This is a genomic window from Escherichia sp. WS3063 (assembly GCF_046486595.1).
In the GTDB taxonomy this organism is placed as follows: Bacteria; Pseudomonadota; Gammaproteobacteria; order Enterobacterales; family Enterobacteriaceae; genus Escherichia; species Escherichia coli.
In genome coordinates this window covers 191,903-212,814 of sequence record NZ_JBJQKY010000001.1, presented here as the reverse complement: position 1 = coordinate 212,814, position 20,912 = coordinate 191,903, and the positions used below count along the sequence as shown (strand labels likewise).

20 protein-coding genes and 2 tRNA genes are annotated in these 20,912 nt (G+C 48.9%); 10 read left to right on the top strand and 12 right to left on the bottom strand.

Annotated elements, in window-relative coordinates:
- Window positions 1–96 precede the first annotated feature (96 nt).
- Window positions 97–924 (top strand): peptidoglycan DD-endopeptidase MepH, encoded by an 828-nt coding sequence (mepH, locus tag ACJHYW_RS01080; protein WP_000101179.1) that lies wholly within the window; start codon window positions 97–99, stop codon window positions 922–924.
- Window positions 925–1,051: 127 nt separating this feature from the next.
- Window positions 1,052–1,633: a superoxide dismutase [Fe] gene (gene sodB, locus ACJHYW_RS01075; RefSeq protein ID WP_000007283.1), complete on the top strand. Its 582-nt coding sequence runs from the start codon at window positions 1,052–1,054 to the stop codon at window positions 1,631–1,633.
- Window positions 1,634–1,778: 145 nt separating this feature from the next.
- Here sodB and ACJHYW_RS01070 read toward each other — a convergent pair whose 3' ends face one another.
- Together ACJHYW_RS01070 and cydH are read right to left on the bottom strand one after the other, a co-directional pair.
- Window positions 1,779–2,948, bottom strand: a complete 1,170-nt coding sequence (locus tag ACJHYW_RS01070; protein ID WP_000701040.1) for an MFS transporter — start codon at window positions 2,946–2,948, stop codon at window positions 1,779–1,781.
- 165 nt (window positions 2,949–3,113) lie between these two features.
- Window positions 3,114–3,203, bottom strand: a complete 90-nt coding sequence (cydH, locus tag ACJHYW_RS01065; protein WP_000102278.1) for a cytochrome bd-I accessory subunit CydH — start codon at window positions 3,201–3,203, stop codon at window positions 3,114–3,116.
- 298 nt (window positions 3,204–3,501) lie between these two features.
- Here cydH and purR point away from each other — a divergent pair, with 298 nt between their 5' ends.
- Window positions 3,502–4,527, top strand: coding sequence for an HTH-type transcriptional repressor PurR (gene purR / locus ACJHYW_RS01060; RefSeq protein WP_000190985.1), 1,026 nt, complete (start codon window positions 3,502–3,504; stop codon window positions 4,525–4,527).
- Here the strand turns inward: purR and punR are convergent.
- Window positions 4,524–5,456, bottom strand: a complete 933-nt coding sequence (gene punR, locus ACJHYW_RS01055) for a DNA-binding transcriptional activator PunR (protein ID WP_000269501.1) — start codon at window positions 5,454–5,456, stop codon at window positions 4,524–4,526. The two genes, purR and punR, sit on opposite strands and share 4 nt — an antisense overlap.
- A 112-nt stretch (window positions 5,457–5,568) precedes the next feature.
- Between punR and punC the strand changes: the two genes are divergently transcribed.
- On the top strand, window positions 5,569–6,780 hold the full coding sequence (gene punC, locus ACJHYW_RS01050; protein WP_001182363.1) for a purine nucleoside transporter PunC: 1,212 nt from the start codon (window positions 5,569–5,571) through the stop codon (window positions 6,778–6,780).
- 290 nt (window positions 6,781–7,070) lie between these two features.
- The gene (cfa, locus tag ACJHYW_RS01045) at window positions 7,071–8,219 is read left to right on the top strand and encodes a cyclopropane fatty acyl phospholipid synthase (protein WP_000098896.1); all 1,149 of its coding nucleotides are present in this window, start codon (window positions 7,071–7,073) and stop codon (window positions 8,217–8,219) included.
- A gap of 39 nt (window positions 8,220–8,258) precedes the next feature.
- Here the strand turns inward: cfa and ribE are convergent, their stop codons facing one another.
- Window positions 8,259–8,900: a riboflavin synthase gene (gene ribE / locus ACJHYW_RS01040; RefSeq protein WP_000493947.1), complete on the bottom strand. Its 642-nt coding sequence runs from the start codon at window positions 8,898–8,900 to the stop codon at window positions 8,259–8,261.
- Between the two features lie 214 nt (window positions 8,901–9,114).
- Here ribE and mdtK point away from each other — a divergent pair, with 214 nt between their 5' ends.
- Window positions 9,115–10,488, top strand: coding sequence for a multidrug efflux MATE transporter MdtK (gene mdtK, locus ACJHYW_RS01035; RefSeq protein WP_001174942.1), 1,374 nt, complete (start codon window positions 9,115–9,117; stop codon window positions 10,486–10,488).
- 40 nt (window positions 10,489–10,528) lie between these two features.
- Here mdtK and ACJHYW_RS01030 read toward each other — a convergent pair whose 3' ends face one another.
- On the bottom strand, window positions 10,529–11,785 hold the full coding sequence (locus tag ACJHYW_RS01030) for an AIDA repeat-containing protein (RefSeq protein ID WP_000534305.1): 1,257 nt from the start codon (window positions 11,783–11,785) through the stop codon (window positions 10,529–10,531).
- A gap of 307 nt (window positions 11,786–12,092) precedes the next feature.
- Between ACJHYW_RS01030 and ACJHYW_RS01025 the strand changes: the two genes are divergently transcribed.
- The 4 genes from ACJHYW_RS01025 to ACJHYW_RS01010 all read left to right on the top strand — a co-directional run bounded on the left by ACJHYW_RS01025 (window position 12,093) and on the right by ACJHYW_RS01010 (window position 14,399).
- Window positions 12,093–12,169 (top strand) — tRNA-Val (locus tag ACJHYW_RS01025).
- A 4-nt stretch (window positions 12,170–12,173) separates the two neighbouring features.
- Window positions 12,174–12,250, top strand: a tRNA-Val gene (locus ACJHYW_RS01020).
- 107 nt (window positions 12,251–12,357) lie between these two features.
- Window positions 12,358–12,663: a monooxygenase gene (locus tag ACJHYW_RS01015; protein WP_000212678.1), complete on the top strand. Its 306-nt coding sequence runs from the start codon at window positions 12,358–12,360 to the stop codon at window positions 12,661–12,663.
- Window positions 12,664–12,788: 125 nt separating this feature from the next.
- Window positions 12,789–14,399, top strand: coding sequence for an FAD-NAD(P)-binding protein (locus ACJHYW_RS01010; RefSeq protein ID WP_061092688.1), 1,611 nt, complete (start codon window positions 12,789–12,791; stop codon window positions 14,397–14,399).
- A gap of 5 nt (window positions 14,400–14,404) precedes the next feature.
- Here ACJHYW_RS01010 and ydhT read toward each other — a convergent pair whose 3' ends face one another.
- From ydhT to fumD, 7 genes are all read right to left on the bottom strand, one after another.
- Window positions 14,405–15,217 (bottom strand): protein YdhT, encoded by an 813-nt coding sequence (gene ydhT / locus ACJHYW_RS01005; RefSeq protein WP_000587589.1) that lies wholly within the window; start codon window positions 15,215–15,217, stop codon window positions 14,405–14,407.
- 3 nt (window positions 15,218–15,220) lie between these two features.
- Entirely contained in the window at window positions 15,221–16,006 is a 786-nt protein-coding gene (gene phsC, locus ACJHYW_RS01000) for a thiosulfate reductase cytochrome B subunit (protein ID WP_001070010.1), read from the bottom strand.
- Window positions 16,003–16,671 (bottom strand): 4Fe-4S dicluster domain-containing protein, encoded by a 669-nt coding sequence (locus ACJHYW_RS00995; RefSeq protein ID WP_001361451.1) that lies wholly within the window; start codon window positions 16,669–16,671, stop codon window positions 16,003–16,005. The genes phsC and ACJHYW_RS00995 overlap by 4 nt, the downstream gene beginning before the upstream one ends.
- A 63-nt stretch (window positions 16,672–16,734) precedes the next feature.
- The gene (locus ACJHYW_RS00990) at window positions 16,735–17,373 is read right to left on the bottom strand and encodes a YdhW family putative oxidoreductase system protein (protein WP_001361449.1); all 639 of its coding nucleotides are present in this window, start codon (window positions 17,371–17,373) and stop codon (window positions 16,735–16,737) included.
- A gap of 12 nt (window positions 17,374–17,385) precedes the next feature.
- Window positions 17,386–19,488 (bottom strand): aldehyde ferredoxin oxidoreductase, encoded by a 2,103-nt coding sequence (locus ACJHYW_RS00985; RefSeq protein WP_061092687.1) that lies wholly within the window; start codon window positions 19,486–19,488, stop codon window positions 17,386–17,388.
- Between the two features lie 20 nt (window positions 19,489–19,508).
- A complete protein-coding gene (locus ACJHYW_RS00980) occupies window positions 19,509–20,135 on the bottom strand; it encodes a ferredoxin-like protein (RefSeq protein WP_001070230.1) in 627 nt (208 codons plus the stop codon).
- A gap of 455 nt (window positions 20,136–20,590) precedes the next feature.
- Entirely contained in the window at window positions 20,591–20,800 is a 210-nt protein-coding gene (fumD, locus tag ACJHYW_RS00975; RefSeq protein WP_000528342.1) for a fumarate hydratase FumD, read from the bottom strand.
- Window positions 20,801–20,912 lie beyond the last annotated feature (112 nt).

Genomic DNA, 20,912 nt, shown 5'->3' with positions numbered 1-20,912 from the left:
AAGCTATTAACTTTCTCTTCTTCTATGCATTAGAATCATCAAGTTTTGTAAATCAGACGCAGGCATGATAGACCTGCCTTAACAGAGGGACGCTCAGTGGCGCGGATAAACCGTATTTCGATCACGCTCTGTGCTTTACTTTTTACCACCCTGCCTTTAACGCCTATGGCCCATGCTTCAAAGCAAGCCAGGGAGAGTTCTGCTACTACTCATATCACCAAAAAAGCAGATAAAAAGAAAAGCACGGCAACCACCAAAAAGACCCAGAAAGCCAGCCAGAAAACAGCGAAAAAAGCCGCCAGTAAAAGTACGATCAAAAGCAAAACCGCTTCTTCCGTTAAAAAATCTTCCATTACCGCTTCTAAAAACGCCAAAACTCGCAGCAAACACGCCGTCAATAAAACGGCCTCAGCCAACTTTACCGAAAAGTGTACCAAACGTAAGGGCTATAAATCGCATTGTGTGAAAGTCAAAAATGCCGCGTCAGGAACCCTTGCCGACGCGCACAAAGCGAAGGTGCAAAAAGCCACGAAAGTGGCAATGAATAAACTGATGCAGCAAATTGGTAAGCCATATCGTTGGGGCGGCAGCTCACCGCGTACCGGTTTTGATTGCAGCGGCCTGGTTTATTACGCTTATAAAGATTTGGTGAAAATTCGTATTCCGCGTACGGCGAATGAAATGTATCACCTGCGAGATGCAGCGCCAATCGAACGTAGTGAACTGAAAAACGGCGACCTGGTCTTTTTCCGTACTCAGGGACGCGGTACAGCCGATCATGTCGGCGTATATGTCGGCAACGGCAAATTTATTCAGTCACCGCGTACGGGTCAGGAAATTCAAATCACTTCTCTCAGTGAAGACTACTGGCAGCGCCACTATGTTGGCGCTCGCCGGGTAATGACCCCAAAAACACTTCGCTAAAACTTTACCCTGTTGTTACGGCAACAGGGTAAGTTCATCTTTTGTCTCACCTTTTAATTTGCTACCCTATCCATACGCACAATAAGGCTATTGTACGTATGCAAATTAATAATAAAGGAGAGTAGCAATGTCATTCGAATTACCTGCACTACCATATGCTAAAGATGCTCTGGCACCGCACATTTCTGCGGAAACCATCGAGTATCACTACGGCAAGCATCATCAGACTTATGTGACTAACCTGAACAACCTGATTAAAGGTACCGCGTTTGAAGGTAAATCACTGGAAGAGATTATTCGCAGCTCTGAAGGTGGCGTATTCAACAACGCAGCTCAGGTCTGGAACCATACTTTCTACTGGAACTGCCTGGCACCGAACGCGGGTGGCGAACCGACTGGAAAAGTCGCTGAAGCTATCGCCGCATCTTTTGGCAGCTTTGCCGATTTCAAAGCTCAGTTTACTGATGCAGCGATCAAAAACTTTGGTTCTGGCTGGACCTGGCTGGTGAAAAACAGCGATGGCAAGCTGGCTATCGTTTCAACCTCTAACGCGGGTACTCCACTGACCACCGATGCAACTCCGCTGCTGACCGTTGATGTCTGGGAACACGCTTATTACATCGACTATCGCAATGCACGTCCTGGCTATCTGGAGCACTTCTGGGCGCTGGTGAACTGGGAATTCGTAGCGAAAAATCTCGCTGCATAATAACTGATGGCAAATGCAGCATTGCCTGATGCGCTTCGCTTACCATGCCAACACGGATGAGTTGTTAACACCGCATCCGGCAAGATAAATCGCACGTTGCCAGCAACTGTAACGCAGAAGGTTATCCTTCTGCGTTTTTGTTTAATTAGCTGTTGGCAACGCAAACTGTTTCAGGTTGTTTTCTGGCTGACATAAACACCAGCAATAATGCCAGTCCCGCGACAATCGCCCCCATCACCGGCACAAAGCTGTATCCCAGCCCAGCGGAAATTACCGCACCACCAGCAGCTGCTCCCAGCGCATTTCCAAGATTAAAGGCACCAATATTGACTGATGAAGACAGACCTGGCGCTTCACTGGCGACACGCATTACGCGCATCTGTAACGGCGGTACGACCGCAAAGGTTGCAGCGCCCCACACCACCATGCTAATAGCTGCGCCGAACTCATTGCGGGCCAGGAACGGGATTGCCAGCATAATCACCATCAGCAGCAACAAAAAGCCTTTCAACGTGCCGTTAACTGAACGATCTGCCAGTTTGCCGCCGAGATAGTTACCGATAGAGAATCCGACACCAATCAGCACCAGCATTGCTGTGACGAACACCGGTGTTGCGTGGGTAATACTTTGCAGTACCGGAGAGATATAGGTGTAGAGGGTAAACATTGCACCAGCTCCCAGTACCGTCGTCAGCAATGCAGACAGCACCTGCGGACGCATTAATACCGCCAGCTCTTTTTTCACTTCAGGTCGTGCCCCTGCACCACCTTTAGGTAATGAGAAGAACAGACTTACCATTGAAATCACTCCCAGCCCCGCCGTTGCCAGAAATGACATCCGCCAGCCGATGGTTTCACCCAACCAGGTCGCCGCCGGCACGCCACCGATATTTGCCAGGGTTAACCCCATAAACATAGTGGCAACTGCGCTGGCCTGTTTATGTTTTGGCACCACGCTTGCGGCCACGACTGAACCCAAACCAAAAAATGCTCCGTGATTCAGGCTGGTCAAAATGCGAGAAAGCATCAGGGTCATATAATCCGGCGCGATGGCGGAAAGTACGTTGCCGAGAGTGAAAATCGCCATCAGGAAAATCAACGCACTGCGGCGGGCACGATGAGAAAGTAGAAGCGTCATCAGCGGCGCGCCCACCATTACGCCAACTGCATAGGCACTGATTAACATTCCGGCAGCGGGAATCGAGACATCCACACCGCGCGCAATGACGGGCAACAAGCCCATTGGCGAGAACTCCGTTGTCCCGATACCAAACGCGCCAATCGCCAGCGCCAGCAACGGATAGTTAATTTTCATGCCTTATCTCCACCTCTTCGCGTCATTACGCGATATTCATTAAAGTGGCGAAAGCATGACAGCAATCACAAAAAAATGAAAATAACAAAAAGAGAAAACACTTTTGCCATTTTGCTAACAAACAGGAAGGAGATGCGAGGGAGAACGCGCTCCCTCGAGAGGAAATCAGTGCAGCGCGGCAGTCAAACCCACGGCCACGATCAAACCGAGGACGATAATCGTTGTTACCAGTGAAAATTTAAGGTCGGTGCTCATCAAGTTTTCTCCTTTTTTATTACCACACAAAAAGTGATATTACGCATTTTTACACACTGTGATGAAAAAATCTCCCGTCATTTATAATGATAAGTGTTTTTACCACTTCCCCTTTTCGTCAAGATCGGCCAAAATTCCACGCTTACACTATTTGCGTACTGGCCATTGACCCCTTCCTGACGCTCCGTGTCGTTTTTCCGGCGTACCGCAACACTTTTGTTGTGCGTAAGGTGTGTAAAGGCAAACGTTTACCTTGCGATTTTGCAGGAGCTGAAGTTAGGGTCTGGAGTGAAATGGAATGGCAACAATAAAAGATGTAGCGAAACGAGCAAACGTTTCCACTACAACTGTGTCACACGTGATCAACAAAACACGTTTCGTCGCTGAAGAAACGCGCAACGCCGTGTGGGCAGCGATTAAAGAATTACACTACTCCCCTAGCGCGGTGGCGCGTAGCCTGAAGGTTAACCACACTAAGTCTATCGGTTTGCTGGCGACCAGCAGCGAAGCGGCCTATTTTGCCGAGATCATTGAAGCGGTTGAAAAAAATTGCTTCCAGAAAGGTTACACCCTGATTCTGGGCAATGCGTGGAACAATCTTGAGAAACAGCGGGCTTATCTGTCGATGATGGCGCAAAAACGCGTCGATGGTCTGCTGGTGATGTGTTCTGAGTACCCAGAGCCATTGCTGGCGATGCTGGAAGAGTATCGCCATATCCCAATGGTGGTGATGGACTGGGGTGAAGCAAAAGCTGACTTCACCGATGCGGTCATTGATAACGCGTTCGAAGGCGGCTACATGGCCGGGCGTTATCTGATAGAACGCGGTCACCGCGAAATCGGCGTTATCCCCGGCCCGCTGGAACGTAACACTGGCGCAGGCCGCCTTGCCGGTTTTATGAAGGCGATGGAAGAAGCGATGATCAAAGTGCCGGAAAGCTGGATTGTGCAGGGTGACTTTGAACCTGAATCCGGTTATCGCGCCATGCAGCAAATCCTGTCGCAGTCGCATCGCCCTACTGCCGTCTTCTGTGGTGGCGATATCATGGCAATGGGCGCACTTTGTGCTGCTGATGAAATGGGTCTGCGCGTGCCGCAGGATGTTTCGCTGATCGGTTATGATAACGTGCGCAACGCCCGCTATTTTACGCCGGCGCTGACCACGATCCATCAGCCAAAAGATTCGCTGGGTGAAACAGCGTTCAACATGCTGTTGGATCGTATCGTCAACAAACGTGAAGAACCGCAGTCCATTGAAGTGCATCCGCGGTTGATTGAACGCCGCTCCGTGGCTGACGGCCCGTTCCGCGACTATCGTCGTTAATCACCCGTTGCGGGAGTCTCTTCCGGCTCCCGCAGCCACTCCTTATTCAGCGTCTCACTATCGCCGAGATACTCAAGCAACCAGGTTAACGCAGGCGACATATCATTTTGCTGCCATGTCAGACAACATGCCGAATCCGGGAAAGGGTTTTCCAGTTCTAGTGCTACCCACTTACCCTCATTAAGCCACGGTTTGGCGAAATGTGTTGGCACCATCCCTATGCATAATCCTGCAGAGATACAGGTTGCCGATGATTCCCAGTCAGGCACGACAACTCTTTTTTGGTTATCCAGCAACCAGGTAATACGTTTAGGTAGCGTTCGCGAGGTGTCTTCGCGCACCAACGACGGCCAGTTGCGCAACGTATCATCGCTGAACGGGCCATCCATCAACGCCAGCGGGTGGTGACTGGCAACAACGCAACTCCAGCTTAGCATCCCCATATCCCGGAAGGCATAACGACCACCTACCGGAATCGCGCGTGTTGCGCCAATCGCAAGTTCCACGCGCCCGTCGGAAAGCGCATCCCAGACACCGTTGAACACTTCCTGAAAGACAAGAAGTTCGACATCATCAAAATGGCGATAAAAATCAACGATCATCTGCCGTGTACGTTCTGGCCTGACAATATTATCCACTGCGATAGCTAACTGACCGCGCCAGCCGTTCGCTATCTGCTGACATTGCTGCCGGGTGATCTGCATTTTTTTGACAACAGAGCGCCCTTCTTTGAGAAACCACGCCCCGGCAGCGGTCAGTTCCACATCACGGTGACGTCGTTCAAACAGCGGCACCGCCAGCCACTCTTCCAGCTGACGCACGGTATAGCTGACCGCAGAAGGAACGCGATGCAACTCCTGGGCTGCAGCGCTAAAACTACCATTACGCGCTACCGCATCAACAACTTCGAGTGAATATTCTGACCACATAGTCTGCCTGCAAAATTTTTGAAACCAGTCATCAAATATTACCGTTTCACAACACTAATTTCACTCCCTACACTTTGCGGCGGTGTTTAATTGAGAGATTTAGAGAATATACATGCAACCTGGGAAAAGATTTTTAGTCTGGCTGGCGGGTTTGAGCGTACTCGGTTTTCTGGCAACCGATATGTATCTGCCTGCTTTCGCCGCCATACAGGCCGACCTGCAAACGCCTGCGTCTGCTGTCAGTGCCAGCCTTAGTCTGTTCCTTGCCGGTTTTGCCGCAGCCCAGCTTCTGTGGGGGCCGCTCTCCGACCGTTATGGTCGTAAACCGGTATTATTAATCGGCCTGACAATTTTTGCGTTAGGTAGTCTGGGGATGCTGTGGGTAGAAAACGCCGCTACGCTGCTGGTATTGCGTTTTGTACAGGCTGTGGGTGTCTGCGCCGCGGCGGTTATCTGGCAAGCGTTAGTGACGGATTATTATCCTTCACAGAAAGTTAACCGTATTTTTGCGACCATCATGCCGCTGGTGGGTCTATCTCCGGCACTGGCTCCTCTGTTAGGAAGCTGGCTGCTGGTCCATTTTTCCTGGCAGGCGATTTTCGCCACCCTGTTTGCCATTACCGTGGTGCTGATTCTGCCTATTTTCTGGCTCAAACCCACGACGAAGGCCCGTAACAATAGTCAGGATGGTCTGACCTTTACCGACCTGCTACGTTCTAAAACCTATCGCGGCAACGTGCTGATATATGCGGCCTGTTCAGCCAGTTTTTTTGCATGGCTGACCGGCTCACCGTTCATCCTTAGTGAAATGGGCTACAGCCCGGCAGTTATTGGTTTAAGTTATGTCCCGCAAACTATCGCGTTTCTGATTGGTGGTTATGGCTGTCGCGCCGCGCTGCAGAAATGGCAAGGCAAGCAGTTATTACCGTGGTTGCTGGTACTGTTTGCTGTCAGCGTCATTGCGACCTGGGCTGCGGGCTTCATTAGCCATGTGTCGCTGGTCGAAATCCTGATCCCATTCTGTGTGATGGCGATTGCCAACGGTGCGATCTACCCGATTGTTGTCGCCCAGGCGCTGCGTCCCTTCCCACATGCAACCGGTCGCGCCGCAGCGTTGCAGAACACTCTGCAACTGGGTCTGTGCTTCCTCGCAAGTCTGGTAGTTTCCTGGCTTATCAGTATCAGCACGCCATTGCTCACCACCACCAGCGTGATGTTATCAACAGTAGTGCTGGTCGCTCTGGGTTACATGATGCAACGTTGTGAAGAAGTTGGCTGCCAGAATCATGGCAATGCCGAAGTCGCTCATAGCGAATCACACTGATCTATATCGATATACTTATACTTAGGCTGCTAACAAAATTTTGTTGTATGATTGAAATTAGCGGCCTATACTAATTTCGAGTTGTTAAAACTACGATAAATATTATGTTATTACGGGGACAGGATCGTTCCCGACTCACTATGGATGGTCATTTCGGCAAGGGTTCCTCCTTTCCCTCTGTTCTACGTCGGATTATAGACTCGCGGTTTTTTCTGCGAGATTTCTCACAAAGCCCAAAAAGCGTCTACGCTGTTTTAAGGTTCTGATCACCGACCAGTGATGGAGAAACTATGAGTTCATCGTGTATAGAAGAAGTCAGTGTACCGGATGACAACTGGTACCGTATCGCCAACGAATTACTTAGCCGTGCCGGTATAGCCATTAACGGTTCTGCCCCGGCGGATATTCGTGTCAAAAACCCCGATTTTTTTAAACGCGTTCTGCAGGAAGGATCGTTGGGGTTAGGCGAAAGTTATATGGATGGCTGGTGGGAATGTGACCGACTGGATATGTTTTTTAGCAAAGTCTTACGCGCAGGTCTCGAGAACCAACTCCCCCATCATTTCAAAGACACGCTGCGTATTGCCGGCGCTCGTCTCTTCAATCTGCAGAGTAAAAAACGTGCCTGGATAGTCGGCAAAGAGCATTACGATTTGGGTAATGACTTGTTCAGCCGCATGCTTGATCCCTTCATGCAATATTCCTGTGCTTACTGGAAAGATGCCGATAATCTGGAATCTGCCCAGCAGGCGAAGCTCAAAATGATTTGTGAAAAATTGCAGTTAAAACCAGGGATGCGCGTACTGGATATTGGCTGTGGCTGGGGCGGACTGGCGCACTACATGGCGTCTAATTATGACGTAAGCGTGGTCGGCGTAACCATTTCTGCCGAACAGCAAAAAATGGCTCAGGAACGCTGTGAAGGCCTGGATGTCACCATTTTGCTGCAAGATTATCGTGACCTGAACGACCAGTTTGACCGTATTGTTTCTGTGGGGATGTTCGAACACGTCGGACCGAAAAATTACGATACCTATTTTGCGGTGGTGGATCGTAATTTGAAACCGGAAGGTATATTCCTGCTCCATACCATCGGTTCGAAAAAAACCGATCTGAATGTTGATCCCTGGATTAATAAATATATTTTTCCGAACGGTTGCCTGCCCTCTGTACGCCAGATTGCTCAGTCCAGCGAACCCCACTTTGTGATGGAAGACTGGCATAACTTCGGTGCTGATTACGATACTACGTTGATGGCGTGGTATGAACGTTTCCTCGCCGCATGGCCAGAAATTGCGGATAACTACAGTGAACGCTTTAAACGGATGTTTACCTATTATCTGAATGCCTGTGCAGGTGCTTTCCGCGCCCGTGATATTCAGCTCTGGCAGGTGGTGTTCTCTCGCGGAGTCGAAAACGGCCTTCGAGTCGCTCGCTAGAGGCTATTCTATCGCCCCCGCTCCGGGGGCGATTTCAGATCAGGCTTCTGTACCTGGTTGATTCATGGCATTTTCTCGTGCCGCCAGCACACGTTCTACCGTATCAACCACTGCCTGAGTTTGTGGATCGATTTCAATGTTGACGCGTGCGCCAAGTTTTTTCTTCCCAAGAGTCGTGCGTTCCAGTGTTTCCGGAATTAAATGGACGCAAAAACGCGTTGGCGTGACTTCGCCGACGGTCAGGCTAATACCGTCGATGCCAATAAATCCTTTGTACAGGATATATTTCATCAACTGACTATCCTGGACTTTAAACCAGATCTGACGATTATTTTCCGAGGTTAATATTTTCGCTACTTCAGCGGTGGTCATAATATGACCTGACATTAAGTGTCCGCCAATTTCATCGCTGAATTTCGCCGCACGCTCAACGTTTACCCAATCCCCCACTTTTAAATCGCCAAGATTAGTAATGCGTAACGTTTCTTTCATCAGGTCAAAACTGACATGGTTGCCGTTAATTTCCGTCACGGTCAGGCAGCAACCGTTATGCGCCACGGAAGCACCGGTTTCCAGACCGTCCAGCATGTGGTCGGGTAACTCCACCACATGCGTGCGAAAATTTGGTTTCTCGTCAATCGACACCAGTTTTGCGGTGCCCTGTACAATCCCCGTAAACATACTTACAACTCCTGAAATCAGTTAAGACATTCTGTTCAGCACAATAGCAGGTGGAAAACGCCCTTACCAGTGAAGGGGTAAGAATGGCTATTTTTTCACTGGAGAATTAATAAATCCTCGCTACAATAGACTGAATTTCCCCTGCTTCTTCTTTTTGCTGCCCATTCAGGCGGCTTTTTAGTCTCTCATATAACTACAAATAAAAGGTGTTCACGTGCAGAAGTATATCAGTGAAGCGCGTCTGTTATTAGCATTAGCAATCCCGGTGATTCTCGCGCAAATCGCCCAAACTGCGATGGGTTTTGTCGATACCGTAATGGCGGGCGGCTATAGTGCCACCGACATGGCGGCGGTCGCTATCGGTACTTCTATCTGGCTTCCGGCGATCCTCTTTGGTCACGGACTGCTGCTGGCATTAACGCCGGTTATCGCGCAATTAAATGGCTCCGGTCGACGTGAGCGCATTGCGCATCAGGTGCGACAAGGTTTCTGGCTGGCAGGTTTTGTTTCCGTTCTCATTATGCTGGTGCTGTGGAATGCAGGCTACATTATCCGCTCCATGGAAAACATCGATCCGGCTCTGGCGGACAAAGCCGTGGGTTATCTGCGTGCGTTGCTATGGGGCGCGCCGGGCTATCTTTTCTTCCAGGTTGCCCGTAACCAGTGTGAAGGTCTGGCAAAAACCAAGCCGGGTATGGTGATGGGCTTTATCGGCCTGCTGGTGAACATTCCGGTGAACTATATCTTTATTTATGGTCATTTCGGTATGCCTGAGCTCGGTGGCGTTGGTTGTGGCGTGGCTACTGCGGCGGTGTATTGGGTCATGTTCCTTGCCATGGTTTCTTACATTAAACGCGCCCGCTCGATGCGCGATATTCGTAACGAAAAAGGCACCGCGAAGCCCGATCCTGCGGTTATGAAACGACTGATTCAACTCGGTTTGCCAATTGCGCTGGCACTGTTCTTTGAAGTAACGCTGTTTGCCGTCGTGGCTCTGTTAGTGTCTCCGCTCGGTATTGTTGATGTCGCAGGACATCAGATTGCCCTGAACTTTAGTTCACTAATGTTTGTGCTTCCCATGTCGCTGGCGGCAGCGGTAACTATCCGCGTAGGTTATCGTCTGGGTCAGGGCTCAACGCTGGATGCGCAAACCGCTGCGCGGACCGGGCTTATGGTGGGTGTCTGTATGGCAACCCTGACGGCCATTTTCACGGTTTCACTGCGGGAGCAAATCGCCCTGTTGTACAACGACAATCCCGAGGTTGTAACGCTGGCTGCGCATTTGATGTTGCTGGCGGCGGTATATCAGATTTCTGATTCTATCCAGGTGATTGGCAGTGGGATTTTGCGTGGTTATAAAGATACGCGTTCCATTTTCTATATCACCTTTACGGCTTACTGGGTGCTGGGCTTGCCAAGCGGCTATATTCTGGCACTGACCGATCTGGTCGTTGAACCTATGGGGCCAGCAGGCTTCTGGATAGGCTTTATTATTGGCCTGACGTCGGCAGCCATTATGATGATGCTGCGTATGCGGTTCCTGCAACGTCTGCCGTCAGTTATCATTCTGCAACGAGCATCCCGCTAATAAAGACAAGGCGCAACCTTCACGGGTTGCGCCTGTGTTTTTACGCAGGCTGGAGCGTTGCGCCAATCCCGTCTTCGTCTGGCTGTAGTTTCAGTGCGTTACACAGAGTTTGCCGACTGGCATCTGTTATCTCAACGTGTATATCACCAGTAACTTCCCCTTTCACATTGATGAAGTCAGGTGAAATTTCTTTCGCACTGGTTTGCAGGCAAATCGCACCCTCTCCGCGCAGGCGTTTCACTTTCAGTTGCACATGCGTTGCCGCACCAGTGATCAGCCACAGTTTTCCGCCATTGAGATTGATGTTACCAACACTGAAAGTGACACTGTCACCTTTTACCGTACTGCCGTCGAGAATCAATACACCGCCCTGCTGTACAGTAATCGTTGATTGTTGCAGATCTGCGCCATAGCCAATAATCATTGAAGCGCCGTCCAGTAATGCAACACTACCGGTCAGTTCAACCGGTGCGCGATCTTCCTCTACGACAAAATTTTCGTCCGCGCTGGTGGGTGACAACAGGATCACTGTCCCACCTTGTATTACCGCATTTTCCAGCGTACCGGCATGCACTTCAGCCCGACCACCCACATTAACGGACAGGTTTTGCGTCTTACCGGAACTGTAGAGCTGAAGACCATCCGTCCCCAGACGATAGATGGCTCCATTCTCAACAATAGTTTCAGAGTCTTCACCACCGAGATTATTCATGGTGCCACCAGCAAGCAACGTATCATTGGCTTTCCCCGCCAGCATAAAAACGCCGCCCTGATTAATCTCACAATTGCTGGCTTCCCCACCTGGATACACCAACAATTCACCACCTTCATCTACCACGACCGCTGAGGTTGTCCCATTGACCAACAAGCCACCCTCTTGATCGAGAATAATTTTTTCCGCGCGATGACCTTCCAGTACACGCAGGTTACCGCCATTTTCCAGCAACAAACCGCAGGCATAACCTTTATCAACGCTGAATTCACCTTCGGGATGGCGGCCATTAACCGTAGCGAGCGTAGAGAGACTAATTGCGCCTCCCTCGGACTGAACAATATCAGTGGCAATGGCACCGTCGCTGACCGATAGCGTGCCATTGTTGCTGTACTGTGTGCATTTGGCGATCCCACCGGTTGCCACTTTCAACCAGCCAGCCCCCGTGACCACGGTATTTTCGGCTCTTCCGCCAGCCTCAACAATTAACTCGCCTTCAGTAAGTTGCGTCGCGCCAATGACCTCGCCGGTCTTAACAATTTGCACGTTCCCGTCGCTCATCAAGTTTTTCGCATCAGATCCCATGATTTATTCCTTTGCTGCATCTGTGTGCCTTTATTGCTACCTAAGTGTAAAGGCTACGAAGGATTTATCCACGACAGATTTGAGATGGTGGCAAACAACTCTGTTTAAACTCTGATACACGGATTATTGGGTTGTATCAGATGTAAATGCGATCCTGAATAAAAATTGCCCTTGCAAATCAACAAAATATAGCCAATTTGCTTAAAAGCTCTGCAAACGGTCGAAATAGCGCAGAAAATTACGTTTTGCCTCTTGCCACCTTCCCACTCTGCCGCTAATATTCGTCCCCGTTGTCACCTACAACGTTGCGTTCATAGCTCAGTTGGTTAGAGCACCACCTTGACATGGTGGGGGTCGTTGGTTCGAGTCCAATTGAACGCACCATCCTGCGTCCGTAGCTCAGTTGGTTAGAGCACCACCTTGACATGGTGGGGGTCGGTGGTTCGAGTCCACTCGGACGCACCAGATTTTCTTAATCTGGTCTTCTCTTTTTTCCCTCTGTTTCTTCTCTGTATCCAATACGTTAAAAGATTTACACTGTCTTCGTATGCGTTATCAGAAGGAGAATCGCTATGGCAACTTTGTTACAACTTCATTTTTCTTTCAATGGCCCATTTGGCGACGCAATGGCTGAGCAGCTTAAACCTCTTGCTGAGTCGATTAATCAGGAACCTGGTTTTCTGTGGAAGGTATGGACAGAAAGTGAAAAGAACCACGAAGCCGGTGGGATCTACCTTTTTACTGATGAAAAAAGCGCCCTTGCCTATCTGGAAAAACATACTGCCCGACTGAAAAATCTCGGCGTTGAGGAAGTTGTCGCCAAAGTTTTCGATGTCAATGAGCCACTGAGTCAAATCAATCAGGCAAAACTCGCCTGACAGAATTTAATCAAGGGCGGTTAGCGCCCTTTTCATCCCTGTCTGAAATTTCTCAAATTCTAAAAATCTCAACCAAACTTATCTGATAACACTAAATTCGAAAGAATGCGTACAGGTAAGTAACAATGAAAAAAATTGCTATTGTGGGTGCCGGGCCTACGGGGATCTACACCTTATTCTCGCTTCTACAGCAACAAACGCCACTTTCTATTTCTATCTTCGAGCAGGCTGATGAAGCCGGTGTCGGGATGCCATACAGTGATGAGGAAAACTCAAAACTGATGCTGGCAAATATTGCCAGTATTGAAATACCGCCGATTTATTGTACGTATCTCGAATGGCTACAAAAGCAAGAAGCCAGCCATCTCCAACGTTATGGCGTTAAAAAAGAAACTTTGCACGATCGTCAGTTTTTACCGCGAATTCTGCTGGGCGAATATTTCCGCGATCAATTTTTACGATTAGTAGACCAGGCACGACAGCAAAAATTTGCAGTGGCTGTTTATGAATCATGCCAGGTTACCGATCTGCAAATTACAAATGCTGGCGTCATGATCGCTACAAATCAGGATTTACCCAGCGAGACGTTTGATTTAGCGGTGATTGCCACGGGTCACGTCTGGCCTGATGAAGAAGAAGCAACCAGAACGTATTTTCCCAGCCCGTGGTCAGGCCTGATGGAAGCAAAGGTCGATGCGTGTAACGTGGGTATTATGGGAACATCCTTGAGCGGACTGGATGCGGCAATGGCAGTGGCTATTCAGCATGGTTCGTTCATTGAAGATGATAAACAACACGTCGTTTTTCACCGCGATAACGCAAGTGAAAAGCTAAATATTACGTTAATGTCGCGCACGGGTATTTTACCCGAAGCCGATTTCTATTGCCCTATTCCCTACGAGCCCTTACACATCGTCACTGATCAGGCATTAAATGCTGAGATTCAAAAAGGCGAATATGGCCTTTTGGATCGGGTATTTAGATTGATAGTAGAGGAAATCAAGTTTGCTGATCCAGGCTGGAGCCAATGCATAGCCTTAGAGAGCCTGAATGTCGATTCCTTTGCTCAAGCCTGGTTTGCCGAGCGCAAACAACGCGACCCATTTGACTGGGCAGAAAAAAATCTCCAGGAAGTCGAACGCAATAAACGAGAAAAACATACTGTTCCCTGGCGTTATGTCATTCTGCGCCTGCATGAAGCAGTACAGGAAATTGTTCCACATCTGAATGAACACGACCAAAAACGGTTCAGTAAAGGCCTTGCCCGAGTTTTCATAGATAATTATGCCGCAATCCCTTCAGAGTCTATTCGTCGGCTGCTGGCCTTACGTGAAGCGGGAATCATTCATATACTCGCCCTCGGTGAAGACTACGAAATGGAAATTAATGAGTCGCGCACCGTCCTGAAAACGGAAGACAACAGCTACTCGTTTGACGTTTTTATTGATGCCCGTGGGCAGCGTCCGCTTAAAGTGAAAGATATTCCTTTCCCTGGACTACGCGAACAATTACAGAAAACAGGGGATGAAATCCCTGATGTTGGCGAAGATTATACGTTACAGCAACCCGAAGATATTCGTGGGCGCGTAGCGTTCGGCGCGTTGCCCTGGTTGATGCACGACCAGCCATTCGTACAGGGACTTACGGCATGTGCAGAAATTGGTGAGGCGATGGCTCGGGCTGTCGTAAAACCTGCCTCCCGTGCACGTAGGCGTCTTTCGTTTGATCAAATGTAAAGCTATCAGCACTCAACAAACTGATGCTGTTCATTAAGACGATAGCGGACTCCGGCTCGAATATTGTTTTCACCTTCAATGGCGACGGCGAAGCGAACTCTTTCACCGTCATGATATGCCAGTGCGGCGCTTCCTCCTGGCCCGAGAATAATTGAGTCGACCACGCCCGTGCTCACTACCGTTGAATTTTCACCGCTGGCAATGATGTGTACATTGTCGCCGCTGTTGGCAATTCTGGCGTTTGCGCCAAAGCTGGCGATTTGCACCAGGTCACCATTACTGGCGACATGACACCGTTCACCCAATGTACAAACGCGTACTCGCATTCCGGTATTCGCAATCCGACTGCTATCTCCAGCGCTGCTTATCCGCGAAGAATTACCGGTTACAGCAACCCGTGCGCGTTCACCGGAGCTGCCAATGTGACTGTTAAAGCCGACACTTCCAATCCGCACGCTATAACCCATACTGGCAATTTGTGCAGCATACCCAGCGGTTGCGATTCTGGCGTTATCCTCACAACAGCCGATGCGAGCATGATCGTCGCTGCGGGCAAACTGACTGCAAAATGGTCTCTCTCCGGGATGTGTGGCCAGTTTTTGCATAGAAGAAACTTCCTGATGCGCGAAGTTTTCATCCGCCAGCCATTTTTTCCACGCATACTCAACCAGACTCTCCGCCCAGTCCGTATATCCTTCCTCAATCAGTGCATGATGAATATCGGCATAACTACCGCCGCGTGGGAAATGGCGCAGAAACCAGCGATACATCACCGCTCCGATACGCCATTCTCGCAGGTCTGCTCGTGTAATGATCATTCGTTAGTGCCGGTGATAGCCATCGACCATGCTTTTAAAGGTTTCGTGTGGCGTACGCCCCGTGGTGCAAAGATAAAGATGACCGAAGATAAAAAAGAGGCTTATAAATGCCAGAGCAAAATGCGCCTGCAATAACCAGTATCTTACGCCAGGAAACATATCTCCCACGGCTTGCGGATAGAGACACAGCAGCCCCGTCAATAGTAACAACGGCAGCAATCCATACATGACACCAACATAGGCGACCTGCTGTAAGGGATTAAATTTAGACTGGGTTGTTGCCGGGAAAGGATGTTCTTCCCCCTGCATAATGCCAAACAAATAGAATCGCGTTTGTTTTGCCGCTCGCTCCAGCCACCCCTGACGACGAATGCGATAGTGGTGACCATTACCCCCAACGGCATTGATCAGAACAAAGCCGAGCCAGCATGCCAGTAACAAAAATCCGCAAACTTCATGCACCGCAACCAGACTTTTAACCGCAGTTGCGCCCACCAGCGCAAAGTGATTTATCAGCCCACTTGCCAGCAACAATACAAAGAGTAACGCATTCGACCAGTGCCATAATCTGACCGCTTTGCTGTAAAGATAAACCTTCTCACCATGGTCGGTGGCTGATTTCTTCACGCCACGAGCACGAAGCAAGGCATGCAGCCCCAGCACCAACCACATCCCTACCAGCAATAGTCCGGCAATGATCAACCACACCGGCCAAAATTGGGGAGTGAACTGTGGCACATAGTTCGCCAACTGGCTCTGAAACTGTTCAGCATGTTGCGACGGGTTCATACATTTTCCTTTTTAATCAAATGTTGACCGAACCGGCGATACAGGTGCGGTTTCCCGGCACCAGGTAGCTGATATTGATAGTATTTATTTTCCTGCAACCACGCCTGAATTTCTGGGCTATCTTCGCGACCAAAGATCAAGGCGTGTTCCGGGCAGGCGCTGACGCAAATGGGCGGAAAGCCTTTTGCCAGTCGGGACTCAGCGCAGAAATCACATTTATCTGCCACTTTAGTGACAGGGTTAAGGTAGCGAACCTGGTAAGGACAAGCGCCAATGCAATAACTGCAGCCGATGCACTGCGATTTTTCTACCCGTACGATCCCCTGCTCATCACGCCACGATGCCGCTGTCGGACAAACGTCGATGCACGGAGCATCTTCGCAGTGCTGACATGACTGGCGAAAAAAGTGATACTGCGTTTCGTTGTCGTTATCGGTGACTGGAATGTGTGCTATCGATAAACGGCTTCCCTGAGCGGGGACGTGATTGGTTTTACGGCATGCGCGGGCGCAAATATTACAGCCATTGCACCGTGACTCGTCATGAATCATGGCATACCGAACTTTCTTTTCTTGCCTCGTGTTCGCTAACAGAGAAGACGCAGAACCAGTAAAAAAGATTACTGTTCCCATCCCCAGAACAAATTTGCGTCGAGTGAAGGACATCTGATTATCCCCTAATGCAGTGGCTGCAACTGTCCACCCTATCCATGACATCTCCCTGAAATTTCAGGGGTTCTGAAACTGCTCTACCTCGAACCATTCGCATAAGCCATACGCCTTGCCATAGGTCATAAATCGCTCGCTAAACAAGTACAACACCGCCGTCGATGACTCCACCTGCCGTATATCGGCATATTCAGGTGCAACATCCATCGCGGCGATCGCGGCTTCAATCTGCGCTTCCTGGAAGTAATATGGCGCTTGCATCAGCATGGCGACTTTGTAAGGACGAGGATACGTCTGGCACTCAAAACGAACGGCGTGTGCAATAGCGCGACAAATGTCCTGCTCCACAACTTGCAAAGACATCGCCGCGTAGTTTTCACTCATGGCCTGCGTTGAGTAATAGTAATCATCCTGGCTTCCCGTCATACACGCGATATCCGCGTAGTCTCCGTTCTGCTTAATGTTTTCCAGCAAAACTGACAGTTCCTCTTCTGCAACCGAATAGGGCGGCGAGAGAAACACGGCGCGCGCCACCAGCTGCCCAGCCGCAGAATGCTGGCGAATGAACCCTGCCAGGATTTCAGCAGGTTCTGGTTCGGTTACCGTATCAACGGGGTGACGCATCCCCTGCAACCATTGCCGCTTCGCCTCGTCAATTTCGCTGACTTCCGCTAACGGCAATTCATCCTGATGGTTCATCTCACCCATTCCTTACGCAGGCAGTAGATTGTGTGCTGCCAGATCGGCGGCAATATCTTCCAGCCCCAGACGCTGCAATGTTTCGCGGGTCGGACAACCAAGCTGTGGGTCCCAGCCCATTTCTTTGTAGAACATCGTGAGCGAAGCATGCATATCGTCACGATCCATTTTGTCAGTACCTTCAGTAAAGACCGGGATCTGCGGATCCTTGTCGAATACCCAGGAACAGATAAGATCGTGTTCATTACGCATATCTTTGGTTTGCATCAGTTTTACCGTGTAGGCGCGATGCAACGTAAAGATACGCTCTGCAGCTAAATCTAATTTTTCCTGAGTCATATCTTCGCCAGTGATCGCTTTGAAGAATTTGGCTTCAAGCGCCAGATCGCCCCGATAATTACGGCTTTTCAGCGGCGAAACGGTCATTGGCCAGACCCAGTTGCACAGGGTGACGGCGTTATGCAAACAGACCCTCAGCAGCGACCACTTAGCATATTTAATTTTTGCGTCATTGATTGGCGTGTAGTTTTTGGTTTCGTCGTAAGCATCTTCAGAACCAAAAAGTTCTTTCGCCACTTCACGTTGCAGTTTCAATGGCAAGCCGGAACCAATAAAGTTGATATGGGTATGCGTCATGCAGTCACGGTTGAACATACAGTTAACAATGGAACCGACCTGCGCTGACGCTTCATTGGCATGGTGAACCGGATAGCCAAACGGCGACCAGAGTTTATTTTTCGCGTAGCCCCAGTACTCTTCACCCAAATTCCAGCGTTCTGCGATGGCATATGAACCATCAGCCAGGTGACTCAGCTCACCCACACGATGCGCCAGACGGTAGTAAAAATCTTTAATGAAGTTAACGTCACCCGCTTCCAGTTGATCCCAGCGAATTTCCGCATACTCTTCAGCAGGCAGAACACGCTTGAACACCCCTTTGCTGTAACAATAGGTAAAGTCGCGATGAAGCTGACCATAGTTACACCATAGGCCGTAGTCATCGAACAGATTCAGACCAACCAGGTTACCAATCACACGACCATCGTCTTTATCTTCAAAATCTTTCGGCCCGTTTGGGAAGATAGTGGTATGGACAAAGTTTGCTACACAAGTGTTACCACCGGTGCCAGGCACGCCAAACTCTTTCACCCGAGGAATATTCATTTGGGTCATACAACGGATCGGGCAAGAGTGGCAGCCGCTCATTTTTACTGTGTATTTCTCTGCCGCCGGACCTAAGTCAAAAACGGATTTATAGGTACGAAAGCCGACCGTGTTCTGATTGCCTGGCGGAATCTCACCCGTTTCAATCGGACCACCTTCAGCCGCGCCCCAAAACAGCCCTTTACGTGCTGTCCAACGTGACTTGGGATCTGAATACTCTGCCCACGATTGCGGCGTACTTGGCACGACATGGTTGTTATTCGCACCGATAAGTTCAGTCATCATGTAATCGTTGAGACGCTTCATCTCCTGACGATCGGCAATGTTGACCCCTTTCGTCCCCTCAATCGCAATCGCTTTAAGGTTTTTCGAACCCATTATTGCGCCAGTTCCCGCACCACCGCTGTGGTTACGGCTATTCAACATGCCAGAGAGAGGAACAAGGTTTTCTCCAGCCTGACCAATAGCCGCCACACAGGTTTCCGGACTGGTCAAGCGACAAATTTCTTCCGTCGTTGCGCGCGTCCCTTTTCCCCATAAGAAATCGGCTTTTTCCAGGCTAACTTTGTCATCTTTAATCTTCAGCCATACCGGTGATTTCGCTTTCCCTTCGATAATAATGACGTCGTAGCCAGCGAATTTCATTTGCGCTGCAAAAAAGCCACCCATATGGGCATCGACGACTAAATTTCCTTTGGTAAAAGTAGAAAGTGAGGTGATATTTACACGAGAACTACAGGGGGCACCAGATCCAGTTAATGGGCCGGTAGCAAAGACTAATTTATTCGCTTCATCGAAAGGTTTCGTGCCTGGCGGTACTTCGTCATACATAATTTTGTAGCCGAAGCCCATACCACCGACAAAACTTTTAAACTTACTGGAATCTTCGAGGGTAATATTTCCTGTCGTGAGATTGACTCTTAATATATTACCTGTCCAACCGTTAGCCATGATTTTTTCCTTTGCAAGATTCACACAGTAATATCTTTCCACTCGATTATTTTTAACGCCCCTGTTGGGCAGGCGTTTGCGCATTCACCGCATAACACACATTTCGAGGATTTTTTACTTTCGGTATTTACGGTGGCCATCATCCACGGGCACGCCGTCGTACAGGCGCTACAGCCAATACAACGTTTATGATCGACGGTAATACAGCCTTCTTTCTGTTGCCAGGTAATCGCACCAATCGGGCAGACATTCATGCATTGCGGTTCTTTGCATTGACGGCAGGTGTCCGCGGTATAGTTGAGATCGCCATACAGGCCACCACCAGAGCCAACCCCGTTATCGCCAAAGAAATAATTGCGATGGATTTTGATACGGGAGAAGAATGTCCCTACTGAGCCATCGTTGAAGTTGGTACAAGAGATTTCACAGCGGTGGCAACCCGTGCATCGAGCACGTTGGGTCACCAGCACTCCTTTGGGTGTATTTATCAACCCTACTGTGCCGCTATCAATATCTTCCTGTTTGCAACCCAAAAGTGACAGTAACGCAGGGGCAATTGTTAAACCAGCAAGGCCTTTTCCTGATATACGCAAGAATTCTAATCGCGTTAAGCCAATATCTAATAGTGGACGATCAACCGGGTTCATTTATTTCGCATCCTCTTCGCAAACACAGTGCTGACAATTCAGCAGATTGATATTAAGCATTCAACTAATACGCTGCTGACTCTGTCCTCAACACCAGATATTTTCCCTAACCTGATAGTGTATGAGAAAAGATTTAACGCCGATAAACTAATCCTTTATGGTTAGGAGAAAAAATAATGTGATTATTCTGAGCCCTTAACATTGATCGTTATCAATTAAAATCACAAAGCAAGAAATTATAAGTGAACTGATATTTATTATCATTTGAAATAAATTTAACTTAAGCGACAATTATTTGTGACGGTCATTGCAGAAAACAAAAATAATATTATCGTTATAAATTAAAACACATATCGAAATTCGTATAATTTCAGCAGTTGTTATTTAGAATGATTAACTCGACCGCAACTGAAGCAAGAATATCAGGATGAAGCTTATCGCCTCATCCTGAATGGTCATTTTACCAGTGCGTTAATGACGGTTTCCATCGCCTGCTTTTCCAGCTCACTGCGCTGAATGCGTTTATTGGCTAATGCTGTACGTAATACGCCTGCGATAACAATATGCTTTGGTTCCTGCCCCAGATCGCGCATTTCCAGCACAACTTTACCGACAACTCTGCACATTTCTCGGTACAGTTCATCCTCTTTTGTCCGATTTCCCATTCTTTATACCTATTTATCATGCCAACTATCAGCATATATCAATCTAACCAATTAGACAAAAATCAAACAAAATCAGACAAATAACGCGATAAATTATTTTAACTGTAGCAAT